The organism is Leucobacter sp. OH1287, assembly GCF_003859945.1.
In the GTDB taxonomy this organism is placed as follows: Bacteria; Actinomycetota; Actinomycetes; order Actinomycetales; family Microbacteriaceae; genus Canibacter.
In genome coordinates this window covers 132,824-150,908 of the sequence record NZ_RQYM01000007.1, presented here as the reverse complement: position 1 = coordinate 150,908, position 18,085 = coordinate 132,824, and the positions used below count along the sequence as shown (strand labels likewise).

General features: G+C 59.9%; 19 protein-coding genes. 6 read left to right on the top strand and 13 right to left on the bottom strand.

The window, feature by feature from the left end; translation table 11 throughout:
* Positions 1–585 precede the first annotated feature (585 nt).
* The 8 genes from EII30_RS05590 to EII30_RS05555 form a co-directional block, all read right to left on the bottom strand.
* Positions 586–2,775, bottom strand: a complete 2,190-nt coding sequence (locus EII30_RS05590) for a S8 family serine peptidase (RefSeq protein ID WP_124886341.1) — start codon at positions 2,773–2,775, stop codon at positions 586–588.
* A 427-nt stretch (positions 2,776–3,202) separates the two neighbouring features.
* Entirely contained in the window at positions 3,203–3,832 is a 630-nt protein-coding gene (locus tag EII30_RS05585) for a hypothetical protein (protein ID WP_124886340.1), read from the bottom strand.
* Between the two features lie 38 nt (positions 3,833–3,870).
* A complete protein-coding gene (pstB, locus tag EII30_RS05580; protein ID WP_124886339.1) occupies positions 3,871–4,650 on the bottom strand; it encodes a phosphate ABC transporter ATP-binding protein PstB in 780 nt (259 codons plus the stop codon).
* A 45-nt stretch (positions 4,651–4,695) separates the two neighbouring features.
* Positions 4,696–5,772: a phosphate ABC transporter permease PstA gene (gene pstA / locus EII30_RS05575; protein ID WP_124886338.1), complete on the bottom strand. Its 1,077-nt coding sequence runs from the start codon at positions 5,770–5,772 to the stop codon at positions 4,696–4,698.
* Positions 5,772–6,728, bottom strand: a complete 957-nt coding sequence (pstC, locus tag EII30_RS05570; protein ID WP_124886337.1) for a phosphate ABC transporter permease subunit PstC — start codon at positions 6,726–6,728, stop codon at positions 5,772–5,774. Before pstC ends, pstA begins: the two co-directional genes overlap by 1 nt.
* Before the next feature lie 50 nt (positions 6,729–6,778).
* Positions 6,779–7,873 (bottom strand): phosphate ABC transporter substrate-binding protein PstS, encoded by a 1,095-nt coding sequence (locus EII30_RS05565; protein WP_124886336.1) that lies wholly within the window; start codon positions 7,871–7,873, stop codon positions 6,779–6,781.
* Positions 7,874–7,957: 84 nt separating this feature from the next.
* Positions 7,958–8,929 (bottom strand): NUDIX domain-containing protein, encoded by a 972-nt coding sequence (locus EII30_RS05560; protein WP_233569298.1) that lies wholly within the window; start codon positions 8,927–8,929, stop codon positions 7,958–7,960.
* Positions 8,929–11,031 (bottom strand): RNA degradosome polyphosphate kinase, encoded by a 2,103-nt coding sequence (locus EII30_RS05555; RefSeq protein ID WP_124886334.1) that lies wholly within the window; start codon positions 11,029–11,031, stop codon positions 8,929–8,931. Before EII30_RS05555 ends, EII30_RS05560 begins: the two co-directional genes overlap by 1 nt.
* Positions 11,032–11,103: 72 nt before the next feature.
* Here EII30_RS05555 and EII30_RS05550 point away from each other — a divergent pair, with 72 nt between their 5' ends.
* The 4 genes from EII30_RS05550 to EII30_RS05535 all read left to right on the top strand — a co-directional run bounded on the left by EII30_RS05550 (position 11,104) and on the right by EII30_RS05535 (position 13,633).
* Complete coding sequence (locus tag EII30_RS05550) at positions 11,104–11,424, top strand: hypothetical protein (protein WP_124886333.1); 321 nt, start codon at positions 11,104–11,106, stop codon at positions 11,422–11,424.
* A 110-nt stretch (positions 11,425–11,534) separates the two neighbouring features.
* A complete protein-coding gene (locus EII30_RS05545) occupies positions 11,535–11,723 on the top strand; it encodes a hypothetical protein (RefSeq protein WP_124886332.1) in 189 nt (62 codons plus the stop codon).
* A gap of 15 nt (positions 11,724–11,738) precedes the next feature.
* Entirely contained in the window at positions 11,739–12,866 is a 1,128-nt protein-coding gene (locus EII30_RS05540) for a folate-binding protein YgfZ (protein ID WP_233569297.1), read from the top strand.
* 26 nt (positions 12,867–12,892) lie between these two features.
* Positions 12,893–13,633, top strand: a complete 741-nt coding sequence (locus EII30_RS05535; RefSeq protein WP_124886330.1) for a phosphoglyceromutase — start codon at positions 12,893–12,895, stop codon at positions 13,631–13,633.
* Positions 13,634–13,636: 3 nt separating this feature from the next.
* Here the strand turns inward: EII30_RS05535 and EII30_RS08900 are convergent, their stop codons facing one another.
* A complete protein-coding gene (locus tag EII30_RS08900; protein ID WP_158608670.1) occupies positions 13,637–13,783 on the bottom strand; it encodes a hypothetical protein in 147 nt (48 codons plus the stop codon).
* A gap of 18 nt (positions 13,784–13,801) precedes the next feature.
* Positions 13,802–14,284: a CarD family transcriptional regulator gene (locus EII30_RS05530; protein ID WP_124886329.1), complete on the bottom strand. Its 483-nt coding sequence runs from the start codon at positions 14,282–14,284 to the stop codon at positions 13,802–13,804.
* A gap of 159 nt (positions 14,285–14,443) precedes the next feature.
* On the opposite strand from EII30_RS05530, the gene EII30_RS05525 reads away from it, so the two are divergent.
* The gene (locus EII30_RS05525) at positions 14,444–14,950 is read left to right on the top strand and encodes a DNA modification methylase (protein ID WP_124886328.1); all 507 of its coding nucleotides are present in this window, start codon (positions 14,444–14,446) and stop codon (positions 14,948–14,950) included.
* A gap of 57 nt (positions 14,951–15,007) precedes the next feature.
* Entirely contained in the window at positions 15,008–15,991 is a 984-nt protein-coding gene (locus EII30_RS05520) for a CPBP family intramembrane glutamic endopeptidase (RefSeq protein ID WP_199731580.1), read from the top strand.
* Positions 15,992–16,118: 127 nt separating this feature from the next.
* Here EII30_RS05520 and EII30_RS05515 read toward each other — a convergent pair whose 3' ends face one another.
* The 3 genes from EII30_RS05515 to EII30_RS05505 form a co-directional block, all read right to left on the bottom strand.
* The gene (locus EII30_RS05515) at positions 16,119–16,481 is read right to left on the bottom strand and encodes a DUF4870 domain-containing protein (RefSeq protein ID WP_158608669.1); all 363 of its coding nucleotides are present in this window, start codon (positions 16,479–16,481) and stop codon (positions 16,119–16,121) included.
* A gap of 61 nt (positions 16,482–16,542) precedes the next feature.
* Positions 16,543–17,376: a polyphosphate polymerase domain-containing protein gene (locus EII30_RS05510; protein ID WP_124886326.1), complete on the bottom strand. Its 834-nt coding sequence runs from the start codon at positions 17,374–17,376 to the stop codon at positions 16,543–16,545.
* Positions 17,369–18,079, bottom strand: coding sequence for a DUF4956 domain-containing protein (locus tag EII30_RS05505; RefSeq protein ID WP_124886325.1), 711 nt, complete (start codon positions 18,077–18,079; stop codon positions 17,369–17,371). The genes EII30_RS05510 and EII30_RS05505 overlap by 8 nt, the downstream gene beginning before the upstream one ends.
* Positions 18,080–18,085: the final 6 nt, after the last annotated feature.

The following is an 18,085-nucleotide window of genomic DNA, read 5'->3' as shown; positions in this document are numbered from 1 at the left end:
TATCTCACTCCGAGAGAGTTTGCTCAACAGCAGGTGGCGGGTTGAAAAACTCTAATAACGCCTGGACCTAAAAACGGGGCCCCCTCAGTGCTCAGCGCTCAACCAGCGAAAATTTACCGGGTAGAGTCTTATCCATTCATAAGCTTCCCTATCAGTCCGGATTCCTGCAACGCAGACGGTGTCGCCGTACTTTGCTGAGGGATTAGGAGAGGTTTTGACTGTAATCAAGACCCGTGCTGTCTCGTACCCTGGCGCAGAGTAAAGCCTGGTTTTGTTTCTTTCGCTTGCGGCAGATTGACTGGGGTCAAAACCGCTGTAGCCGGAGACGCTCATAATCGGGGGTGCTTTCAGCTAGGGGGACTAGGTTCTAGCGCACTGGGTGCTGGCTGCGCATTTTACAGGTTGAGCAGAGTCAGTGCGCGGTTAGGCAACATTATAGGTACTAAGCCTAGAAGCGGTAAACAGCTGTGGAAAACTTGTTTAAACCCAAGACCAGGGAACCCCAGGACAGCGAAGCGCCCCGGGTAAAATTGCTTGACCCGGGGCACTTTGCGTGCTGGCAGTGCTTTTGCTGCCGGAGGTGGTTTACTGCCGCGATTCGCTGCGGCGGCGAGCTCCAACCAGCAGCAGCACGGCGAGGCCGATCGCGGCGATCGCCAGCGCAGAGATTACCGGCTGGGTGCCAGCACCTGTCTGGGCGAGATTCTCTGCCTTTTTAAGCTGGGTTGTGCCCTTGCCAGAGTTTGGTTTAGCCGCTGCGGTGCCACTGTCGCCGTTCTGTTTGTTGGCGGATCCACCATCGCCAGGCACCGGAACCGGAACACTGCCCGTGTCACCCGGGGTAGCAGGCTGGGCTGGGGTGCTCGGCTGATCCGGGTTGCTTGGCTGTGCCGGATTGCTCGGAGCAGCCTTCTGCTGTGCCTTCAGTTTCAGGGTAAATGTCGCGGTTACGTCATCGTCAGCACGCTGATCGTTGTTGCGTCCGAAACCGGCAACGGTTAGCGCGTGGCTGGTTTCTGTGTCGGTGACGGCGAGCTCAGCCTGCACGGTTACCGCGCCGTTAAACGCGCCGTCCGCGGTCTGGGTGTTTAGCGCTGTTGCGCCCTCGCTGAGGGTTGCGCTGGTTACCGGGCCGGTAACGTTGCTGCGCACAAGCACCTTGGTTGCGGTTGTTTCAACGACCGCGTCACCGGCTGGTAGCCAGGTTGCGCCGTCATCGGTTGAGTATTCAAGCGCCGCAATGGTCGGTTTCGGCTGATCCTGCAGAACAGCCGCGAGCGCGTTCACGAGACCGGCACCGCGGTATTCTTTACCGTCGGTTGGTTCGGCAAGGCGTGGCAGCAGCTGGCCCGCGTGCTTCTGCAGCAGAGCGGTGATCTGGTCGTTGGTGAGGGTCGGGTTAACCGACTTCAAAAGCGCCGCAACACCGGCAGCGTGGGGTGACGCCATCGAGGTGCCGCTCAACGCCGCAAACCGGCCGCCAGGAATGGTTGAGATAATTCCACTGCCCGGGGCTGCAACGGTTACCGCGTTCACGCCATAGTTTGAGAACCTGGAGCGAACCAGCTGGGCGGTTGTCGGATCCGCACCGGCAGGCAGCTGCACCGCTGAGACACTCACAAAGCCTGGCAGCATGCCCGGAATATCCATTGGCCTGTCTGCTGCGGTGAAGGTGCGCTGCAGCGGTGTGTCAATATCGTTCGGGCTGGCATTGTCGGCGGTGATGTTGTCGAGGTCGCTGTTTGAGTTACCCGCGGCAGCGATGTGCAGAACACCGCGCTGCTGGCTCCACTCGGCGGCGCGACGCACCGACTCATAGCCGGCGGCCTGGCTCGGCTCGCTCGGCAGCCAGTACTCCCACGGATCCACATAGTAGCTGTTGTTGGTGATATCGAAGTTGTGCAGGCCAGACCACATAAACGCGCAGGTGATGTGCTCCGGGTTTGCAAAATCGCCACGGTAGACGCGGATCGACGCGATCTTCGCCTCCGGTGCTACACCATCAATATCGGTGCCGTTGTTAGCGGCGGCGATTGTGCCGGCAACGTGGGTGCCGTGCGCGTCATTCGAGTCGGTTGACTTCCACGCCTCATTCTGCTGGTTCGGGATACCGTTCACGGTGCAGTCCACCGAGTTTGCCTTGTCAAAGTTTGGTTTGATCTCCGGGTGATCCGAGTCGACACCGCCGTCAATCACACCGACCAGCACCTGTTCGCGGATCACGTCAACCTGCGCCGCTTCGAGCGCACCAATCGCCTTCAACCCCCACAGCTGTTCTGAGAGCGGATCCGGCACATCAACGCGCTCGGTTGTTTCCTCGCGATCCTTGCTCGCCGCATCATTAAAAGACTGGGTGCTGCGGGATCCGGTGAGCTCGTAGTCAGAAACAGGTGCCTGTCTGGTTGGGCCGATTGAGTCAACCGGGATTTGCGCGTCAGCGAGTTTCTTCGCGAGATCGTGCGGGAAGGAGTGGCTCTGCGTCTGCGCAAAGAACACCCTAATCTCGGCGTAACCGTTGAGGTTCACGCCGGAAACCTCAGTGACGAGTGATTTCGCTTTCTCAAACTGCTCAACGGTCGCTGTTGGGCTGAGATTGATGGCGAAGTTCATGGATCCGTTTGCGGCGCTCGCCGGGAAGTCACCGACAATCGGAGAAGCGGTCTGGTTTGCGGTTGCCGGCAGGGAACCAGCGGCAACAAAACCGGACGCAACAAGCGCAACAGCGAGTGATGAACCGGTGATGCGTCGAGAGACGCGGGCTTTGTTCTTGGGCATATTTCCCTCTTTTCTGCTTTGATGAGGCGCTGCCAGGTCGGGCAGCGAAAAGCCGACTGGCGGCTAAAGCTACCGCTCAAGCGGTATTTCCCAATAACTAAAATAGTCTTGTTTGCGTAGCTTCGCAAAACACTGCTGAAACAAACCCAAAAACCCGCTAAAACACGGCAAAGAAGCTTAAAGCTTAGGTTGAGTGTTTGAGTAAAGCTTAGATACCGAGCCGTGGAACGCCTCTCGGCGTGAGGTCCGCTCAAAGCGGCTAAATTTGGAGCCCGGGGTTACCGACGGCTCGGCATATAAATAGTATCCGCACAAACTGACCTTTGCCTGAGCGACACAGGCTAGCCGCCCCAGAAACAGCCTCGCAACGGCAGACAGGGGATCCGCCCCAGAAAAACCCGCTGGTCCGGCAGGAACAGCTCACTGGCTAGTCGAGCTTACCGGCTCGCCAGAGAGCGGCGGCGGCGCGGAAGTCCGCGGCGAACTCCTGATAGCGCAGAGACTTTGTTGTGAGCGCGCGAGCGTGCTCCTCGCTGTCGGTTTCACGCTGATCCGCCAACTGCGCAGCCCCGAGTGAGATGAGCCTGCAGTAAGCCCAGGCGCGGTCGAGAGCAGCGGCAAAATCACCGCTGAAAACACCGCGCAGAATCGTCGAACACAAATCCCGCATCGCCTCCGGGGTGATCGGGGTGCTGAGCCCCGCAACAACCTGTTCAGCGCTCGGGCTGACGTTCAGGCCGTACTGGAAAAGGTCGGCGTGCTGCTGTGAGTTTTGTGCCGTTGCGGTGTGAACAAGATAGAGCCGCCAGAGAATCCCGGCGAGGGAACTACGGTGCGAATCCGCCCAAACCTCCGCAATATCGTCGATGCCGTTGTTTGCGGCGTGCGCTAAAACCCGCGAGACAGTGGCCGGATCCGCCCCCTCACGCACCCGGTGTAAGAGCGCCCAAGCCGTTGCCTGCGCAACCTGGTGGGCATCGCTCGGATCCTCGCCGCCGACGTGATAGTCGAAGGCGCTGCCGGGGAGTTTCACTGGGCGATGAAATACAGCACTCATGAGGCAATTCTACCGGCAAAACCTTAAAACCGCGGTGTTTAGCCGAAGCGACCCGAGACGTAGTCCTCGGTCGCCTTCACAGACGGCGTTGAGAAGATCGTCTTGGTGTCGTTGTACTCGATCAGCTTGCCGGGTTCGCCGGTTCCTGCGATGTTGAAGAACGCGGTCTTGTCTGACACACGCGACGCCTGCTGCATATTGTGCGTGACAATCACAATCGTGTACTCGCGCTTCAGCTCCTCGATCAGGTCCTCAATCGCGAGCGTTGAGATCGGATCCAGCGCCGAGCAGGGCTCGTCCATCAGCAGCACATCGGGTGACACCGCGATCGCGCGGGCAATGCAAAGACGCTGCTGCTGACCACCGGAGAGACCGGATCCGGGCTTGTCGAGCCGATCCCGCACCTCCCGCCACAGGTTCGCGCCGCGCAGCGACTTCTCGACCAGCTCGTCCGCGTCAGACTTGGACAGTTTCCGGTTGTTGAGGCGCACACCGGCGAGCACATTCTCGCGGATCGACATGGTGGGGAAGGGGTTGGGGCGCTGGAACACCATACCAACCTGTCTGCGCACGAGCACCGGGTCCACCCCGGCGCCGTAAAGATCTTCGCCGTCGAGCAGCACCTCGCCGCTGACGCTCGCACCCGGGATCACCTCGTGCATCCGGTTGAGGGTGCGCAGCAGCGTCGACTTGCCGCAGCCGGAGGGGCCGATGAACGCGGTTACGGAGCGCGGTTCAATATCCATCTCAATGTCTGAAACCGCGAGGAACTTGCCGTAGTAGACGTTCAGGTTTTTGATTTCGATACGCTTTGACATTTTGCCTTCTTTGCTGGTGGATCCGTTTTCTGCGCTGCCCGCTAGCTAGCGAGCCGTTTTGGGGGCGAACTTTCTGGTGATCAGCCGCGCCAGCAGGTTGAGCAGCATCACGATCAGAATCAGGGCGAGCGCGGCAGCCCAGGCTCGATCCAGGAACGCGAAAACAGGGTTACCCTGGTTGGTGTACTGCGTGTAAACATAAACCGGCAGTGACTGCATTCTGCCGTCAAACAGGTTGTAGTTCATGCTCGCGGTAAACCCGGCGGTGATTAACAGCGGCGCTGTTTCACCGATAACGCGCGCAATCGCGAGCACAACACCGGTTGTGATACCGGCCAGCGCAGTCGGCAAAACAACCTTTAGAATGGTCAGCCACTTGGGCACACCGAGCGCGTACGATGCCTCACGCAGCTCGTTTGGTACAAGCCGCAGCATCTCCTCACAGGAGCGGACAATCACCGGCACCATCAGCACGGTTAAAGCAACCGCGCCAACAATACCCATTCGCACGCCGGGGCCGAAGAATATCGCAAACACCGCGTAGGCGAACAGGCCCGCAACAATCGAGGGGATACCGGTCATCACATCAACCAGGAAGGTGATGATCTTCGCCATCCGCCCTTTCCCGTACTCAACCAGGTAGATTGCGGTCAGCAGCCCGAACGGCACCGCGATCACGGTTGCCGCGAGCGTGATCAGCAGCGTGCCAACCATCGCGTGCAGTGCACCACCGCCCTCACCGGTGATATTGCGCATTGAGGAGCTGAAGAACTCGGCGTCGAAACGCGCCAGCCCGTTCGAGATCACCTCCGAGGCAACCGACACAAGCGGCAGCACCGCGATGATGAACGCGATCGAAACAAGCGCGGTGATGAAGCGATCCGTCGCCTGCCTGCGCCCCTCAACAACCGCCGAGAGCACGGTGATCATCGAGGTGTAGAGAAGCGCCGTCAGTGCGACCGCACCGGCGATTGAGAAGCCGTTGCCGGCGGCGGCTGCCAAGAGCCCCATAATAAGCGAGGCGGCGATTGCGGATCCACCCAGGACAACCCAGGGAGCCCAGCGCTGCAGGCGGTTACCCGCAAACACCTTGTCTGTGCTGGAGACTGTTTTAACGTGCATTAGTTGGCTCCCGAGAACTCTTTGCGGCGTGAAACGATCCAGCGCGCCAGGGCATTAACCAGCAGGGTTGCGACAAACAGGATCAGGCCGGTTGCTATCAGGACGTTAACGTTCGTGCCGTACGCCTCAGGGAAGCTGAGCGCGATATTGGCGGCGATAGTTGAGGGGTTTTCGGCGGTCAAAAGCTCCAGCGAGATCACGCCGGTTGCGGAGAGCACCATCGCAACCGCCATGGTTTCACCGAGTGCGCGACCGAGCCCGAGCATTGCCGCGGAGACCATACCGGCGCGGCCGAACGGCAGCACGGCGAGGCGGATCATCTCCCAGCGGGTTGCGCCGAGCGCGAGCGCCGCCTCCTCGTGCAAAACCGGGGTTTGCAGGAACACCTCGCGGCAGATCGCCGTCATAATCGGCAGGATCATAACCGCGAGCACCAGCGCCGCCGTCAGGATTGTGCGGCCGGTGCCGCTGACCTGGCCACCGAACAGCAGCGACAGCACCGGCACACTCCCGAGGTTTTCGTTAAGCCAGGCGTAGAACGGCTGCACCATCGGCGCGAGAACGCCGATACCCCAGAGACCGAAAACAACGCTCGGAACCGCGGCCAGCAGGTCAACAACATAGCCGAGCAGTGATGCGAGCTTGCGCGGAGCATAGTGGGAGATGAACAGCGCGATACCGATCGCCAGGGGGAAGGCGATCAGCAGCGCCAGCGCCGCCGCCCAGACGGTGCCGAAGATCAGCGGTGTGACATAGCTGAGAAAGTCACTCTCCAGAATGCTCGCCAAGGTGCTGTCGGCGAAGAACGCTGGGATGCTACGGAGGATCAGGAAGATCGCGACAGCCGCCAGGGCGACCATAATCATCGCGCCGGCAAAAACCGCTGACCGGCTAAACAACAAGTCACCGAGGCGGTGAGCCTGCTGCGGCTGTTGCTTTTGAGCTGCTGTTTGCACTGTGTATTCCGCCTGCTTTAGTTTCTAGGTGGCTTAGGGGTGGCGTGAGCCTACTTGATCTTGGCGATAATGCCCTGGATCTTCTCGCTCAGCTCCGCAGACAGTGGCGCGCTGCCGGCTGCCTCCGCCGCCTGCTTCTGGCCCTCCTCGCTGGCAACGTAACCGAAGTACTCTTTTACGAGCTTCGCGTTGTCAGCGGACTGGTATTCCTCGCAGCCGATCAGGTAGCTGACGAGCACAATCGGGTAGACACCCTCGGCGTTGCTGGTGCGATCCAGGGTGATAGCCAGGTCGCTGTCTTTCCGATCCGCCTCGGGCTGTGAGGCGTCAACAACCGCCGCCGCAGCCTCCGGGGAGTAGGCGATGTAGTTGTCGCCAACCTTGATCTTCACCTTGCCGAGGTCACCGGCGCGTGACGCATCAGCGTAACCGATCGCGCCCGAACCGTTCTCAACCGCTGAGATCATACCGGAGGTCTGCTGCGCAGCCTCGCCGCCTAGCTCCTTTGGCCACTCCTCAACAGCTCCCGCGGTCCACTCGGCTGGGGCTGCAGCGGTGAGATAGTCGGTGAAGTTCTCGGTTGTTCCCGACTTGTCTGAGCGGTGTACCGGATTGATTGTGGTGTCTGGCAGGTCAACGCCCAGGTTCTGTGAAGCAATCGCGGGGTCGTTCCAAACCGTGATCTGACCGCTGAAAATCTTGGCGACGGTGGCCGCGTCAAGCTGCAGTTCGTCGATACCCGGCAGGTTGAAAACCACCGCGATCGGGGAGATATATGCGGGGAACTCGACGATTGCGCTGCCCGGTTTGCAGGCGGCGAACTCGCCGTCGCTGATCTCCTCAAGTTTGAAGGCGCGGTCAGAGCCAGCAAACGCGCTCGCACCCGCCTGGAAGGTTTCACGCCCGTTACCGGATCCTGCCGGATCGTAGTTAACGGTGACACCCTCGTGCTGAGTCTGGAAACCTGAAATCCACGCCTCCTGCGCAGAACCCTGGGAGGACGCACCCGAACCGATCAGCTCACCGCTGAGGTTGCCGGATCCCTGCTCGTCGCCGCCGGTTGACTCGTTCGCCGCGCAGGCTGTCAGGGCGAGAGCCGCAATACCGCAGGTTGCTGATACTTTCAAAAGATTGTTGATACGCATTAGTGTCCATTTCTCTCGTGACGCTTCGTAAGTAACACTATGCCGTGCAGTTAACCGGTAATCAGCCACACGGTAAACGGCAGGTTAATTCTTGTTTTGAGCGGATCCGCCCCCGTATTTCAGCGGGTAGCTTTCGACGCTAACCAGCTGGGGCCGTTTGCGACGGGTGATGTGCAGCACCGCAAAACCGGCGGGCGGCAGCGTCGCAATCGCGTCCAGGTACTTGCCAACGGGGGTGCGGGTTTGCAGCGCAAACTCGCGGGCAATATCCGGCAGCACCGGCCGGTGTGAGCAGAGCAGCGTATTCTCTTGTGAGTTAAGCACCTCCTGTACGATCTCCTGCAGCTGGCTGAGATCGCCGGTGTCCCAGGTGTCCTGGCTGATTGCCGCGCAAATGTCGGGGGAGCGGTGCAGCCTGTAGGCGAGCGGGGTAATTGTCGCGCGGCAGCGTTTCGCGTCGGAGGTTATCAGGTGTTTCGGTTTGAAGGCACGCAGCTGTGCAACAATAGCCTGCGCTTGATAGGCACCGAAATCGTCGAGCGGCCGTTTACTGTCAACCGGGTAGGCGGTGCCGCGCGGCTCCGCCTTGGCGTGCCTGAGCAGCACAACCGCGAAGGTGTCGAGTTTCTTGTGCGCAACCAGCGACTTAAACACGCCAAGCAGTTCCCGGTCGCGCGCATAGCTGAGCTGTTTCGCCGCCTTTTTCAGGCTCAGCCAGCGGATCTGGGCGATCTCGTCATTCGGCTGAAAATGTTTCAGCGCCGAGGTTTTGGTTGCCCGCGCAGCCCAGTACTGCACGGTTTTTTGTCTGCCGCCGCTCACCCGGTACTCGATTTTGCCGAGGTTACAGCCGAGCGAAACCCGCAGCCCCGTCTCCTCGTAGGTTTCACGGACAGCCGCCGCCGCGAGTGTTTCCTCGGGATCCAGCTTCCCCTTCGGGAAAGACCAGTCGGCGTATTTGGCGCGATAAACAAGCAGCACCTGCACCTGCTTTTTGCCGCCTTTTGTTTTCACCTTTCGCCAGGGAACAGTGCCGGCTGCGTAAACCTCTTCCACTATCGCCGCCGTTTCGATCGAGCCTCGGTACGGTTCTCCATCACCATATCCTGCAGGTCAGGCATTCTAGTGCCGTCCGCAAACACGGTGTGGCGCTGCCAGGTGTTGTCCAGCAAAAGCTCCCAGGTGGATGCTTCACCGCTGAAAGCGTATGAGAAGAAGGTGTCGATGCGGGAGAGATGGTCGGCTGAGTCGATCCTCACCAGCACCTCGATGCGGCGATCCAGGTTGCGGTGCATCAGATCAGCGCTGCCAATATAGACCTCGCGATCCTCACCAACGCCGAACGCGAAAATGCGGGAGTGCTCCAGATACCTGCCTAGCACACTCCTCACCCGAATATTCTCGCTGAGCCCCGGAATCTGTGCGCGGATCGAACAGATGCCACGCACCCAGATATCAATCTCAACACCCGCGCAGCTCGCCTCATAGAGCGCGTCAATAATCTTTTCGTCAACCATCGAGTTGCACTTAATCTGCACCCGCGCAGGTTTACCCGCCCGCGCCTTCTCAGCCTCCGCGTTAATCCTCGAGAGCAGACCCGCGCGCAGCTGTAGCGGCGCCACAAGCAAGCGGTCATAGTGGGTTTCAATGGCGAAGCCGGAGAGCACGTTAAACAGCCTGGTAACGTCCTTACCAACCTCAGCGGAGGCGGTGAAAAGCCCAAAATCCTCGTAGATGCGGCTGGTTTTCGGGTTGTAGTTACCGGTTCCGATGTGACAGTAGTGCACCAGCTCGTTACCCTCGCTGCGGATCACGTGCACAAGCTTACAGTGGGTTTTTAACCCGACCAGACCGTAAACCACGTGCACACCCGCCTGCTCCAGCTTGCGCGCCCAGCTGATGTTCGCGGCCTCATCAAACCGCGCCTTCACCTCAACCAGGGCGAGCACCTGTTTACCAGCCTCCGCAGCCCTAATCAGCGCCGCAACCACCGGGCTATCGCCGGAGGTGCGGTAGAGGGTTTGTTTGATCGCGAGGACGTTTGGATCCGCCGCCGCCTGCTCAATAAACGCCTGCACCGTTGTTGAGAACGACTCGTAGGGGTGGTGGACCAGCAGCTCCCGCCTGGAAATCTCGGCGAAAATATCGGGCGCCTCGTTTGAACCGGTCGGTGCGAAAGCGGGCGCGGTAACCGGGATGTGCGGGTGATATTTCAGGTCAGATCGAGGGATCCCGGTGATTGAGAAGAGGCCGCTGAGGTCGAGCGGCGCGGGCAGTGTATAAACCTGATCCCGGTCGATCCCGAGCTCACTAACCAGCAGCTCGATTGTGTCCTCGTCCATGTCGTCAGAAATCTCCAGCCTGATCGGTGGGCCGAACCGCCGACGCAGCAGCTCCTTCTCAAGCGCCTGAATGAGATCCTCCGTCTCATCCTCCTCAATCACCATGTCTTCGTTGCGGGTCAGTCGGAAGACGTGGTGGTCAATCACCTGCATTCCCGGGAACAGTCCGTCAAGCTGGTTAGCGATAAGCTCCTCAATACCAATAAAGCGGACGCTGTCATAGCCCTCGCGGGCATCCACGCGAACATACCGCGGCAGCATCTGAGGCACCTTCAAACGCGCAAACTCCACTTTCTCGGTGAGTGGGTTTAGCACCCTGATCGAGAGGTTTAGCGTGCGGCCAGAGATATAGGGGAAGGGGTGGGCTGGATCCACCGCCATCGGCATCAAAACCGGGTAGATCTGCGACTCGTAGTAGTCGGTGAGGATCGCCTGATCGGCCTCGTCAAGATCCTCCCACTGCACAATTTTGACACCGGCTTCGTTGAGTGCAGGGTTGATTTCCTCCTGGAAGCAGCGGGCATGCCGCAATTGCAGCTGGTAGGCGGTTTTGTTGATCTCGCTGAGCAGCGCGGTCGGGGAGAGGCCGATGTTGGTTGGGACGGCAAGACCGGTGACGATTCTGCGCTTCAAACCGGCAACCCTAACCATAAAGAACTCGTCGAGGTTGGAGGCGAAAATCGCGAGGAAGTTGGCGCGCTCCAACAGCGGCGTCTCGGGATCCTCAGCGAGCTCAAGCACTCGCTGATTAAACGCGAGCCAGCTCAGCTCCCTGTCGAAGTATTTGGTTTCCACGTCCAGCTCTGTACCCGTCATACACTCTATTCTCGCACTTCTTGGCTGGTTTGTCGCCCAGAGATAAGCGCGTTATGGCTTAGACTAGATTGCATGGATATGCACAAGATCCGTGTCTCAGAGGTTGCCGCGCGGTTTGAGGGCCCAAAGAAGATCGCACACAAGTGGAGCCTCTACGTTACCTGGCTGCTCGCGCTTGTGACCGGTGTTTTAACGCTGATTTTTGCCGAGCCCGCCGAGCAGGCGGAGTGGACGGTGCTCGCGGTCGGGGTGACTGTGCTGTTCACCTTCTTTCTACAGCTGGCAACCGGCGATAAAGAGGGGTTTGTTGTGCGTGTTGCGTTCAGTCTCTCGGGCGCGCTGGTGATCCTCTTCCTGGTTGGGCTGCTCAGGCTCGTCACGCTCTGGCTGTAAAGCGTCACCGCGGATCGCAATCCGGCCGCCGCAAAGCCCCGCCGCCGCTGAATGCGCCGCCGCCGCCGCAAAGCGTCACCGCCGGGGCAAAGCTGCGATAGACTTGAAGTATGATTGCAACACTTTCTTACTTGATCACTGGATTGGTTGTGCTGCTTCCTGCGTCAGCCCCGGCGAGCTCATCAGGTTTTATCCTCGGCCTTGAGATCTTCTTCCTCTCGCTGCTGGCGCTCGCATCCATCGCAATTGCGTGGATCGCGGGGGTTGTGGTCTTTAAACTCTACAAGGGCCAGCGTTAGTTTCTGAGTATCGCCGTGAGCGTCAGCACACCGTTTCAGTCGCTGCCCGGCGCTGTTCTTGATGAGGCAGGGCAGTGCTGTTTGCACTTCGGTGCTCCGCTTCGCGAACAGCGTGACTTTGCCGCGGGTAAGGCGGTTATTGACGCGGCGGATCTCGCCGTGGTCACCGTCACAGGGCCCGATCGGCTGCGCTGGCTCAACTCGCTAACCTCCCAAAAGCTTGACACCCTGGCTGCGGGTGTCAGCGCCGAATCACTGCTGCTCTCACCGCAGGGCAGAATCGAACAGCAGCTGTTTCTTGTTGACGACGGCGAAACCACCTGGCTGATTGTTGACGCCGATCACGTCGAATCCCTCGTCGAGTTTCTTAACCGGATGCGTTTCGCGCTGCGGGTTGAGGTTGCTACGGCGCCGCACCTGGCTGTTGTGGTGAGCGCTGGCGGATCCACCAACGCGCCAAGCCAGGCAACGCTCGCGACCGAGCAGCTTGCGCCGCACGCGGTGTGGCAGGACCCCTGGGAGGTTGTTACCGAGGGCGGTCACCAGTACGCAGAGTTACACCCCGCCGCGGACGGCTTCAGCTGCCGATACACGATAGTTGATCGGGAGCGGGTGTCGGAGCTTGCCGGTCTGGTTCGTCAGGGTGAGATTAAGGCGGCCGGTTCGATGGCGCTTGCCGCGCTGCAGATCGCGGCTGCGAGACCGACCGTAAAAGACCTTGATGACCGCACTATTCCGCACGAGTTTGATATGCTGCGCACCGCCGTTCACCTGTCGAAGGGCTGCTATCGCGGGCAGGAGACGGTTGCGAAGGTGCACAATCTCGGTCACCCTCCGCGCAGGCTGGTGCTGCTGCACATTGACGGCAGCGGCGGTGAACTGCCGCAGGCGGGGGCGCTTGTGTATCCCGCGGCCGCCGATTTTGCGGAGGCGGGTAAGGCGAAACCGCTCGGCCGTGTTACTCGGGCTGTTTTACATCACGAGCTCGGGCCGATTGCGATGGCGCTGCTGAAGCGGGGGACCGCCGCGGACGCCGAGTTCGATGTCGCTGTCGGTGACGGATTCACCAGGGCATCACAGCAGGTGATTGTGCCGATCGGTGCCGGTGCGACCCGCGATATTCCAAGGTTTAAACGACTCTAAATCTATCTATCTAAACAGGAGAAGCAATGGCAAAAACTCTAATTCTGCTGCGTCACGGCCAAAGCCAGTGGAACGAAAAGAACCTGTTCACCGGCTGGGTTGATGTTAACCTGACCGAGAAGGGCCGCGCTGAGGGCGCGCGCGCCGGGCAGCTGTTGAAGGCTGCCGGGCTGCTGCCTGATGTGCTGCACACCTCGCTTTTGAGCAGGGCGATCCACACAGCGAATATTGCGCTGGAGAACGCTGAACGGTCATGGATCCCGGTGTCCCGCACCTGGCGACTGAACGAGCGTCACTATGGCGCGCTGCAGGGCAAAGACAAGGCGCAGACCCTCGCCGAGTTTGGTGAGGAGCAGTTTATGACCTGGCGTCGCAGCTTCGACACCCCGCCGCCAGCACTTGATGACTCGTCAGAGTGGTCACAGATCAACGACGAGCGCTACGCAGACATCCGCGACACAATGCCGCGCACCGAGTGCCTGAAGGACGTGATCGAGCGGATGCTGCCGTACTGGAACGAGAGCATTAAACCGGATCTGGACGCGGGCAAGATCGTGCTGGTTGCCGCGCACGGCAACTCACTGCGCGCGCTGGTTAAGCACCTCGACGGCATCTCTGACGAGGATATTGCGGGGCTCAACATCCCAACCGGTATCCCGCTCGTCTACCAGCTCGACGACAACTACCAGCCGATCGCTCCTGCCGAGTACCTTGACCCGGAGGCTGCTGCCGCCGGTGCTGCGGCGGTTGCTGCGCAGGGTAAATAGCGGCTATTGGGGGTGGGGTGGATCCGTCAGCCAGCCAGCGAGGTGGTTAGCGGATCCACCACCCAGCGGGGCGGTAAGCGGATCCACCAGCCGCCGATAAAGCAGAGCGCGCCACGGAAAAAACCGGGCGCGCTCTCTAAAATGCAGCATTTATCGCAGGCTCGGTCGCTAGGACTCGAGAATCTCATCGAGCAGCTTAGTCGCTTCTTCCTCATCGGTTTTTTTGGCGAGTGCCAGCTCCGAGATCAGAATCTGGCGTGCTTTGGCAAGCATCCGCTTCTCTCCGGCAGACAGACCGCGGTCGTTCTCCCGGCGCCACAGATCCCGCACCACCTCAGACACCTTAATAACATCGCCTGATGAGAGTTTTTCGAGGTTAGCCTTGTAACGGCGTGACCAGTTGCTCGGTTCCTCGGTGAACTCGGCGCGCAAAACGCCGTATACCTCTTCTAAACCGGCATCGTCGATCACATCGCGGACACCCACAAGTTCACAGTTCTCTGCTGGAACCTCAATCGTGAGATCGCCCTGGTTGACCTCGAGTTTCAGGAAGGTGCGTTCTTTGCCGCCGAGCTTGCGCTGCTTAATATCAACAATTTTTGCTGCCCCGTGGTGGGGGTAGACAACGGTTTCACCAACTTCAAATTGCATACACTCGGCTCCTTATACAGTCCGCCTACCAGATTATCATATTTAGACACACCCTAGAAAGGTAACCCTAAGCTGCATAGAAGCTGAGAAATCTGTATCATTAGTTGTGTATATGTCTGAACTGTAATAGGCATGGATAGTTTAACCTTGGAGGACCTCTTGAAGACTCGCCTAACATCACTGATCCTTGCGGGTGCTATGGCTGCTAGCGTCACCGGCTGCGCCCTGGCTGCTCCGGTTGCTACTCTGAAAGACTACGACCCAAGCGACGGCGTTGGCGTTGAGGTTGGCGAGGTTGAGGTTCGTAACCTGCTTTTGATCGCCGAAAAACCAGACACCCCATACAACGTTGTGTTCAGCGCGGTTAACACCTCCGGCGAGGAGCAGACGGTTAACTTCACCTTCGTTACCGCCGACGGTAAAGAGGTTAGCGCGGAGTTCACCGTGCCAACCGGTAACACCCGCTTCGGCAACATCAAAGACAAGCACGACATCGAAGTTGTTGAGCTCGGCAAACAGGAGATCGGCTCAACCGTTGAAACTTACGTGCAGTCCGGCAATTCAGACAACGTCTCCGTTGAGACACCGGTGCTTGATGACACCCTCGTAGAGTACAAGGACTACATCATCACCGCCGAGAAGGCTGCTGAGCTGCCAAACGACTAAACGCTCACTCTGTCACCGCGGGTGCGCGCTAGCGTGCCGCACGGTAGACTTTAGTCTGTGACAAAACAGCCTATTCAGAGTGCCAAATCACCGACCAAGAGCATAATCACGTTCGCTGTTATCAGCTGCGCTGCTGCGTGGTTGATCGCGCTCCCGCTGTGGTTGACGGCGGATCCGCCAGTCTGGCTGACATCTATCTGCGCCCTCGCGATTATGTTCACGCCGACGCTCGCCGCGGTTGCGGTTGTGGTTGCGACGGTTCCAAAGGGTGAGCGGATCCGCAGGCTCGGTTTGTGGCCGCTCGGCAGGGCGAAACGCTTCATCTCGTCGCTTGCGCTCGCCTTCGTTGTGATTGTCATCGTCTGTTTAGCGGCGGCCCCGGTCGGTGCGCTGCTTGGGCTGCAGGATTTTGATATTACGCTGCAACCCCTCGCCGATCTGACGCTGGAGCAGCTCAAACCGTACGGTATCGACAGGTTGCCGATGCCGGTGTGGGCGCTGTTTTTGGCGCAGCTGTTTAACGTTCTGATTGCGGCGTTTGTGATCAACCTGCTTCCCGCGCTCGGTGAGGAGGTCGGTTGGCGCGGTTGGTTGCTGCCGGAGCTTTACCAGCGTTACGGCACCGCCGGTGCGATCCTAATCGGTGGAGCGCTCTGGGGTGTATGGCACGCGCCACTCACGCTGCTCGGTCACAATTACGGGCTGACCGGCCTAAATGGTCTCCTCGGTGTTCTCCTGATGATCGGGTTCTGCACTGTGATCGGGATAATCTTTGGGTGGCTGCGCTTTCGCTCAAACTCGGTGTGGCCGGCAGCTATCGCACACTCCACGCTTAACGCCGCCGCCGGTTTCTGGTTTATCTTCACACCCGACTCGGCCTCGCACTCCACCGCGCTGGTCTCGGTGGTCGGCATTGCGGGGTGGATCCTGCCCGCCGCCATCGCGATCCTCCTCGTCGCAACCGGTCGCTTTAGGCCCGCTAGCGCCGCAGAAACAGCGCCGCGGCCCGCTGTGCCCCAAGCTGCGCACCCAGCTCCCTAGCCCGCTGCCTGGCCCGGTGACTAGCTGGCCAATCCCGGCACCCGGTCCCGTGGCATAAAAAACAGGCCCGGAGAAGATTCTCCGAGCCTGTTTCGGCGGTGCCTCACGGATCCGCCAAGAAAATAGCCTATTTAACGATGCTGAGGTTGAAGAAGAACGGTGCCTTCTCGCCACGCTGGTAAGTGTCGTTCAGCTTCACGGCGGCGATGATGTGGAACACGAACAGCACAATGCTGAGTGCGCTGAGGCCGAACAGGAAGATTACGCCGAGAACGTCTGGCAGCTGTGTGAGGATGGTCAGCGCGATGTAAACGAACAGGCGCAGGAGTGAGAAGTTCAGGTTTGCGGCGTTGTACTCGCGCTCCCGTGGGCTCTGGGTCTCCTTGTTGAGCAGGAAGAAGATCAGCGCTGGAATCCAGGTGAAGAAAACTGAAAGCCAGTAGTTGAGCTGCAGGTTGCTGAGTGCATTAGGGTTTTGATTTGTATTCATGGCTATCATTCTACAGCATAGGAGTAACTCATAGAATGGTCACAGTGAAAATATCGGCTCTTTAACCCACCCGGAAGTGGTTTCTCACAACTCGGTACCAGCGGTTGTGTGGCAGGTGGCGGGCGAGGGCGGCGGTTCCGGCACCAAACTTGCTGACGCTTGTGGGGCGGATCCCCGCAGCCCACAGCACTCGATCAGCGGCGGACACCTGCCCGGCGCTCTTCGTTTCGATAATCACAAAGCCGGGGATGGTCGCGGTCTGTGTGGCGCTGTTGAACAGGTCGGTCCAGCGGATGGTGCTGTCACAGGTGAGTCTGCTGTTGTCGGGCAGCAGCAGGGTTCTCCGGGTGTAGCTGTTGTGCAGGCAGGGTTGCAGTCTGGCGGCGAGGTTCGCGGGGAAGCGCGGGGAGGTGAGCACCGACTCGATAAAGCTCAGGTGCTGCACGCCACCGATCAGGCTAGTGCGGGCGGGGCCACCGGCCGGGCCTTCACCGGCCGGGCCGCCACCCGCGCCGCTTGCCGCGGGGGTCCGCTGCTTCACCGTGTTCCCGCGCCCGTCCTTGGTTTTGATCTCCAGGAAGCGCTCGCCGCTGTTGCGGTAGAGGCGTGTGCGCACCTTGAAGCGGTTGCTGCGCCCGTGCGCGTTCGACAGGTAGGAGTCTCTGGCGGCGGTGTCGTAGTACACCGAGCTGTAGTCGAAACTCCGCCCGCCCGTGATCTGCAGCACGCGGGAGTGTTCCGCAAGCTCGGCGAGCACGTGAACCGCAGCCGTCTCACTGAGAATGTACTTCTTGTCAACGCGGCTGAGCAGCTCCGCGTTGGCGTTTAGCTCGGGCAGTGAGACGGGATCCACCCCCGCCAGTGCCGTATCTAGGTGGCGCTCGAAACTAGACATACTCGGAGGCTCTGCTGTGTTGGGCGGCCACGCCGGCGGTTGCGGGAGCTGGCCGGTTACGCAGCTCGTTACTAAACGGCGCTGCCGCAGAGAGCTCTGTGACAGGGGCTTTTGACCTGCCTGCCACGCTGGTTTTGCGGTTTGCGAGCGGGCGGTATCTGACGTCGACGAGGGTTGAGTCGTTGACGAAATCGCGCTGCTGCACGGTTACGCCCGTGACGGTGACTCCGAGGCGCTGTTCGAGCTGCCGTTTCAGCTCGGTCTCGTTGGCAACCGCGCGGTCGAAGCGGATCCGCTGGTGCAGGTTGCGGGGGAGGAGCGCGGGGTGGTCCGCGATCCACATGGTGATTAGAATCAGACCGAGCAGGCCGAGCGGGAGTGCCGGGTTGGTGATCTCTAAAGCACCGGCGAGGCCGGCGATTAGCCCCATCGCGAGCGCCGCGAAATAGTAGGCGACCTCGCGCTGGTTGATCTCGCTGGAGCGCAGTCGGATGATCGACAGGACGCCGAAGAGTCCGAGGCCGACACCCATTGCGACGCTGACGCTGCTGAGGATTGAGGCAACCGCGAAAACCCCGATGTTAACGCCGATAAAGGCGACAACCAGGTCACGTCGGCGGTGCCGGCGGAAATAGACCACGAAGGCGAGCAGCAGCACCGCGAGCAGGTTCGCTGCCCCGAGAATGAGGGTTGTGAGTGACATTTGGGC

Coding starts and splice junctions, on each gene's coding strand:
- EII30_RS05510 (WP_124886326.1), bottom strand. CDS start 17,376: ATGTCTAGTTTCGAGCGCCACCTAGATACGGCACTGGCGGGGGTGGAT.
- EII30_RS05530 (WP_124886329.1), bottom strand. CDS start 14,284: ATGCAATTTGAAGTTGGTGAAACCGTTGTCTACCCCCACCACGGGGCA.
- EII30_RS05550 (WP_124886333.1), top strand. CDS start 11,104: ATGGATATGCACAAGATCCGTGTCTCAGAGGTTGCCGCGCGGTTTGAG.
- EII30_RS05590 (WP_124886341.1), bottom strand. CDS start 2,775: ATGCCCAAGAACAAAGCCCGCGTCTCTCGACGCATCACCGGTTCATCA.
- pstB (WP_124886339.1), bottom strand. CDS start 4,650: ATGTCAAAGCGTATCGAAATCAAAAACCTGAACGTCTACTACGGCAAG.
- pstA (WP_124886338.1), bottom strand. CDS start 5,772: ATGCACGTTAAAACAGTCTCCAGCACAGACAAGGTGTTTGCGGGTAAC.
- EII30_RS05585 (WP_124886340.1), bottom strand. CDS start 3,832: ATGAGTGCTGTATTTCATCGCCCAGTGAAACTCCCCGGCAGCGCCTTC.
- EII30_RS05515 (WP_158608669.1), bottom strand. CDS start 16,481: ATGAATACAAATCAAAACCCTAATGCACTCAGCAACCTGCAGCTCAAC.
- EII30_RS05535 (WP_124886330.1), top strand. CDS start 12,893: ATGGCAAAAACTCTAATTCTGCTGCGTCACGGCCAAAGCCAGTGGAAC.
- EII30_RS05545 (WP_124886332.1), top strand. CDS start 11,535: ATGATTGCAACACTTTCTTACTTGATCACTGGATTGGTTGTGCTGCTT.
- EII30_RS05565 (WP_124886336.1), bottom strand. CDS start 7,873: ATGCGTATCAACAATCTTTTGAAAGTATCAGCAACCTGCGGTATTGCG.
- EII30_RS05555 (WP_124886334.1), bottom strand. CDS start 11,031: ATGACGGGTACAGAGCTGGACGTGGAAACCAAATACTTCGACAGGGAG.
- EII30_RS08900 (WP_158608670.1), bottom strand. CDS start 13,783: ATGCTGCATTTTAGAGAGCGCGCCCGGTTTTTTCCGTGGCGCGCTCTG.
- EII30_RS05505 (WP_124886325.1), bottom strand. CDS start 18,079: ATGTCACTCACAACCCTCATTCTCGGGGCAGCGAACCTGCTCGCGGTG.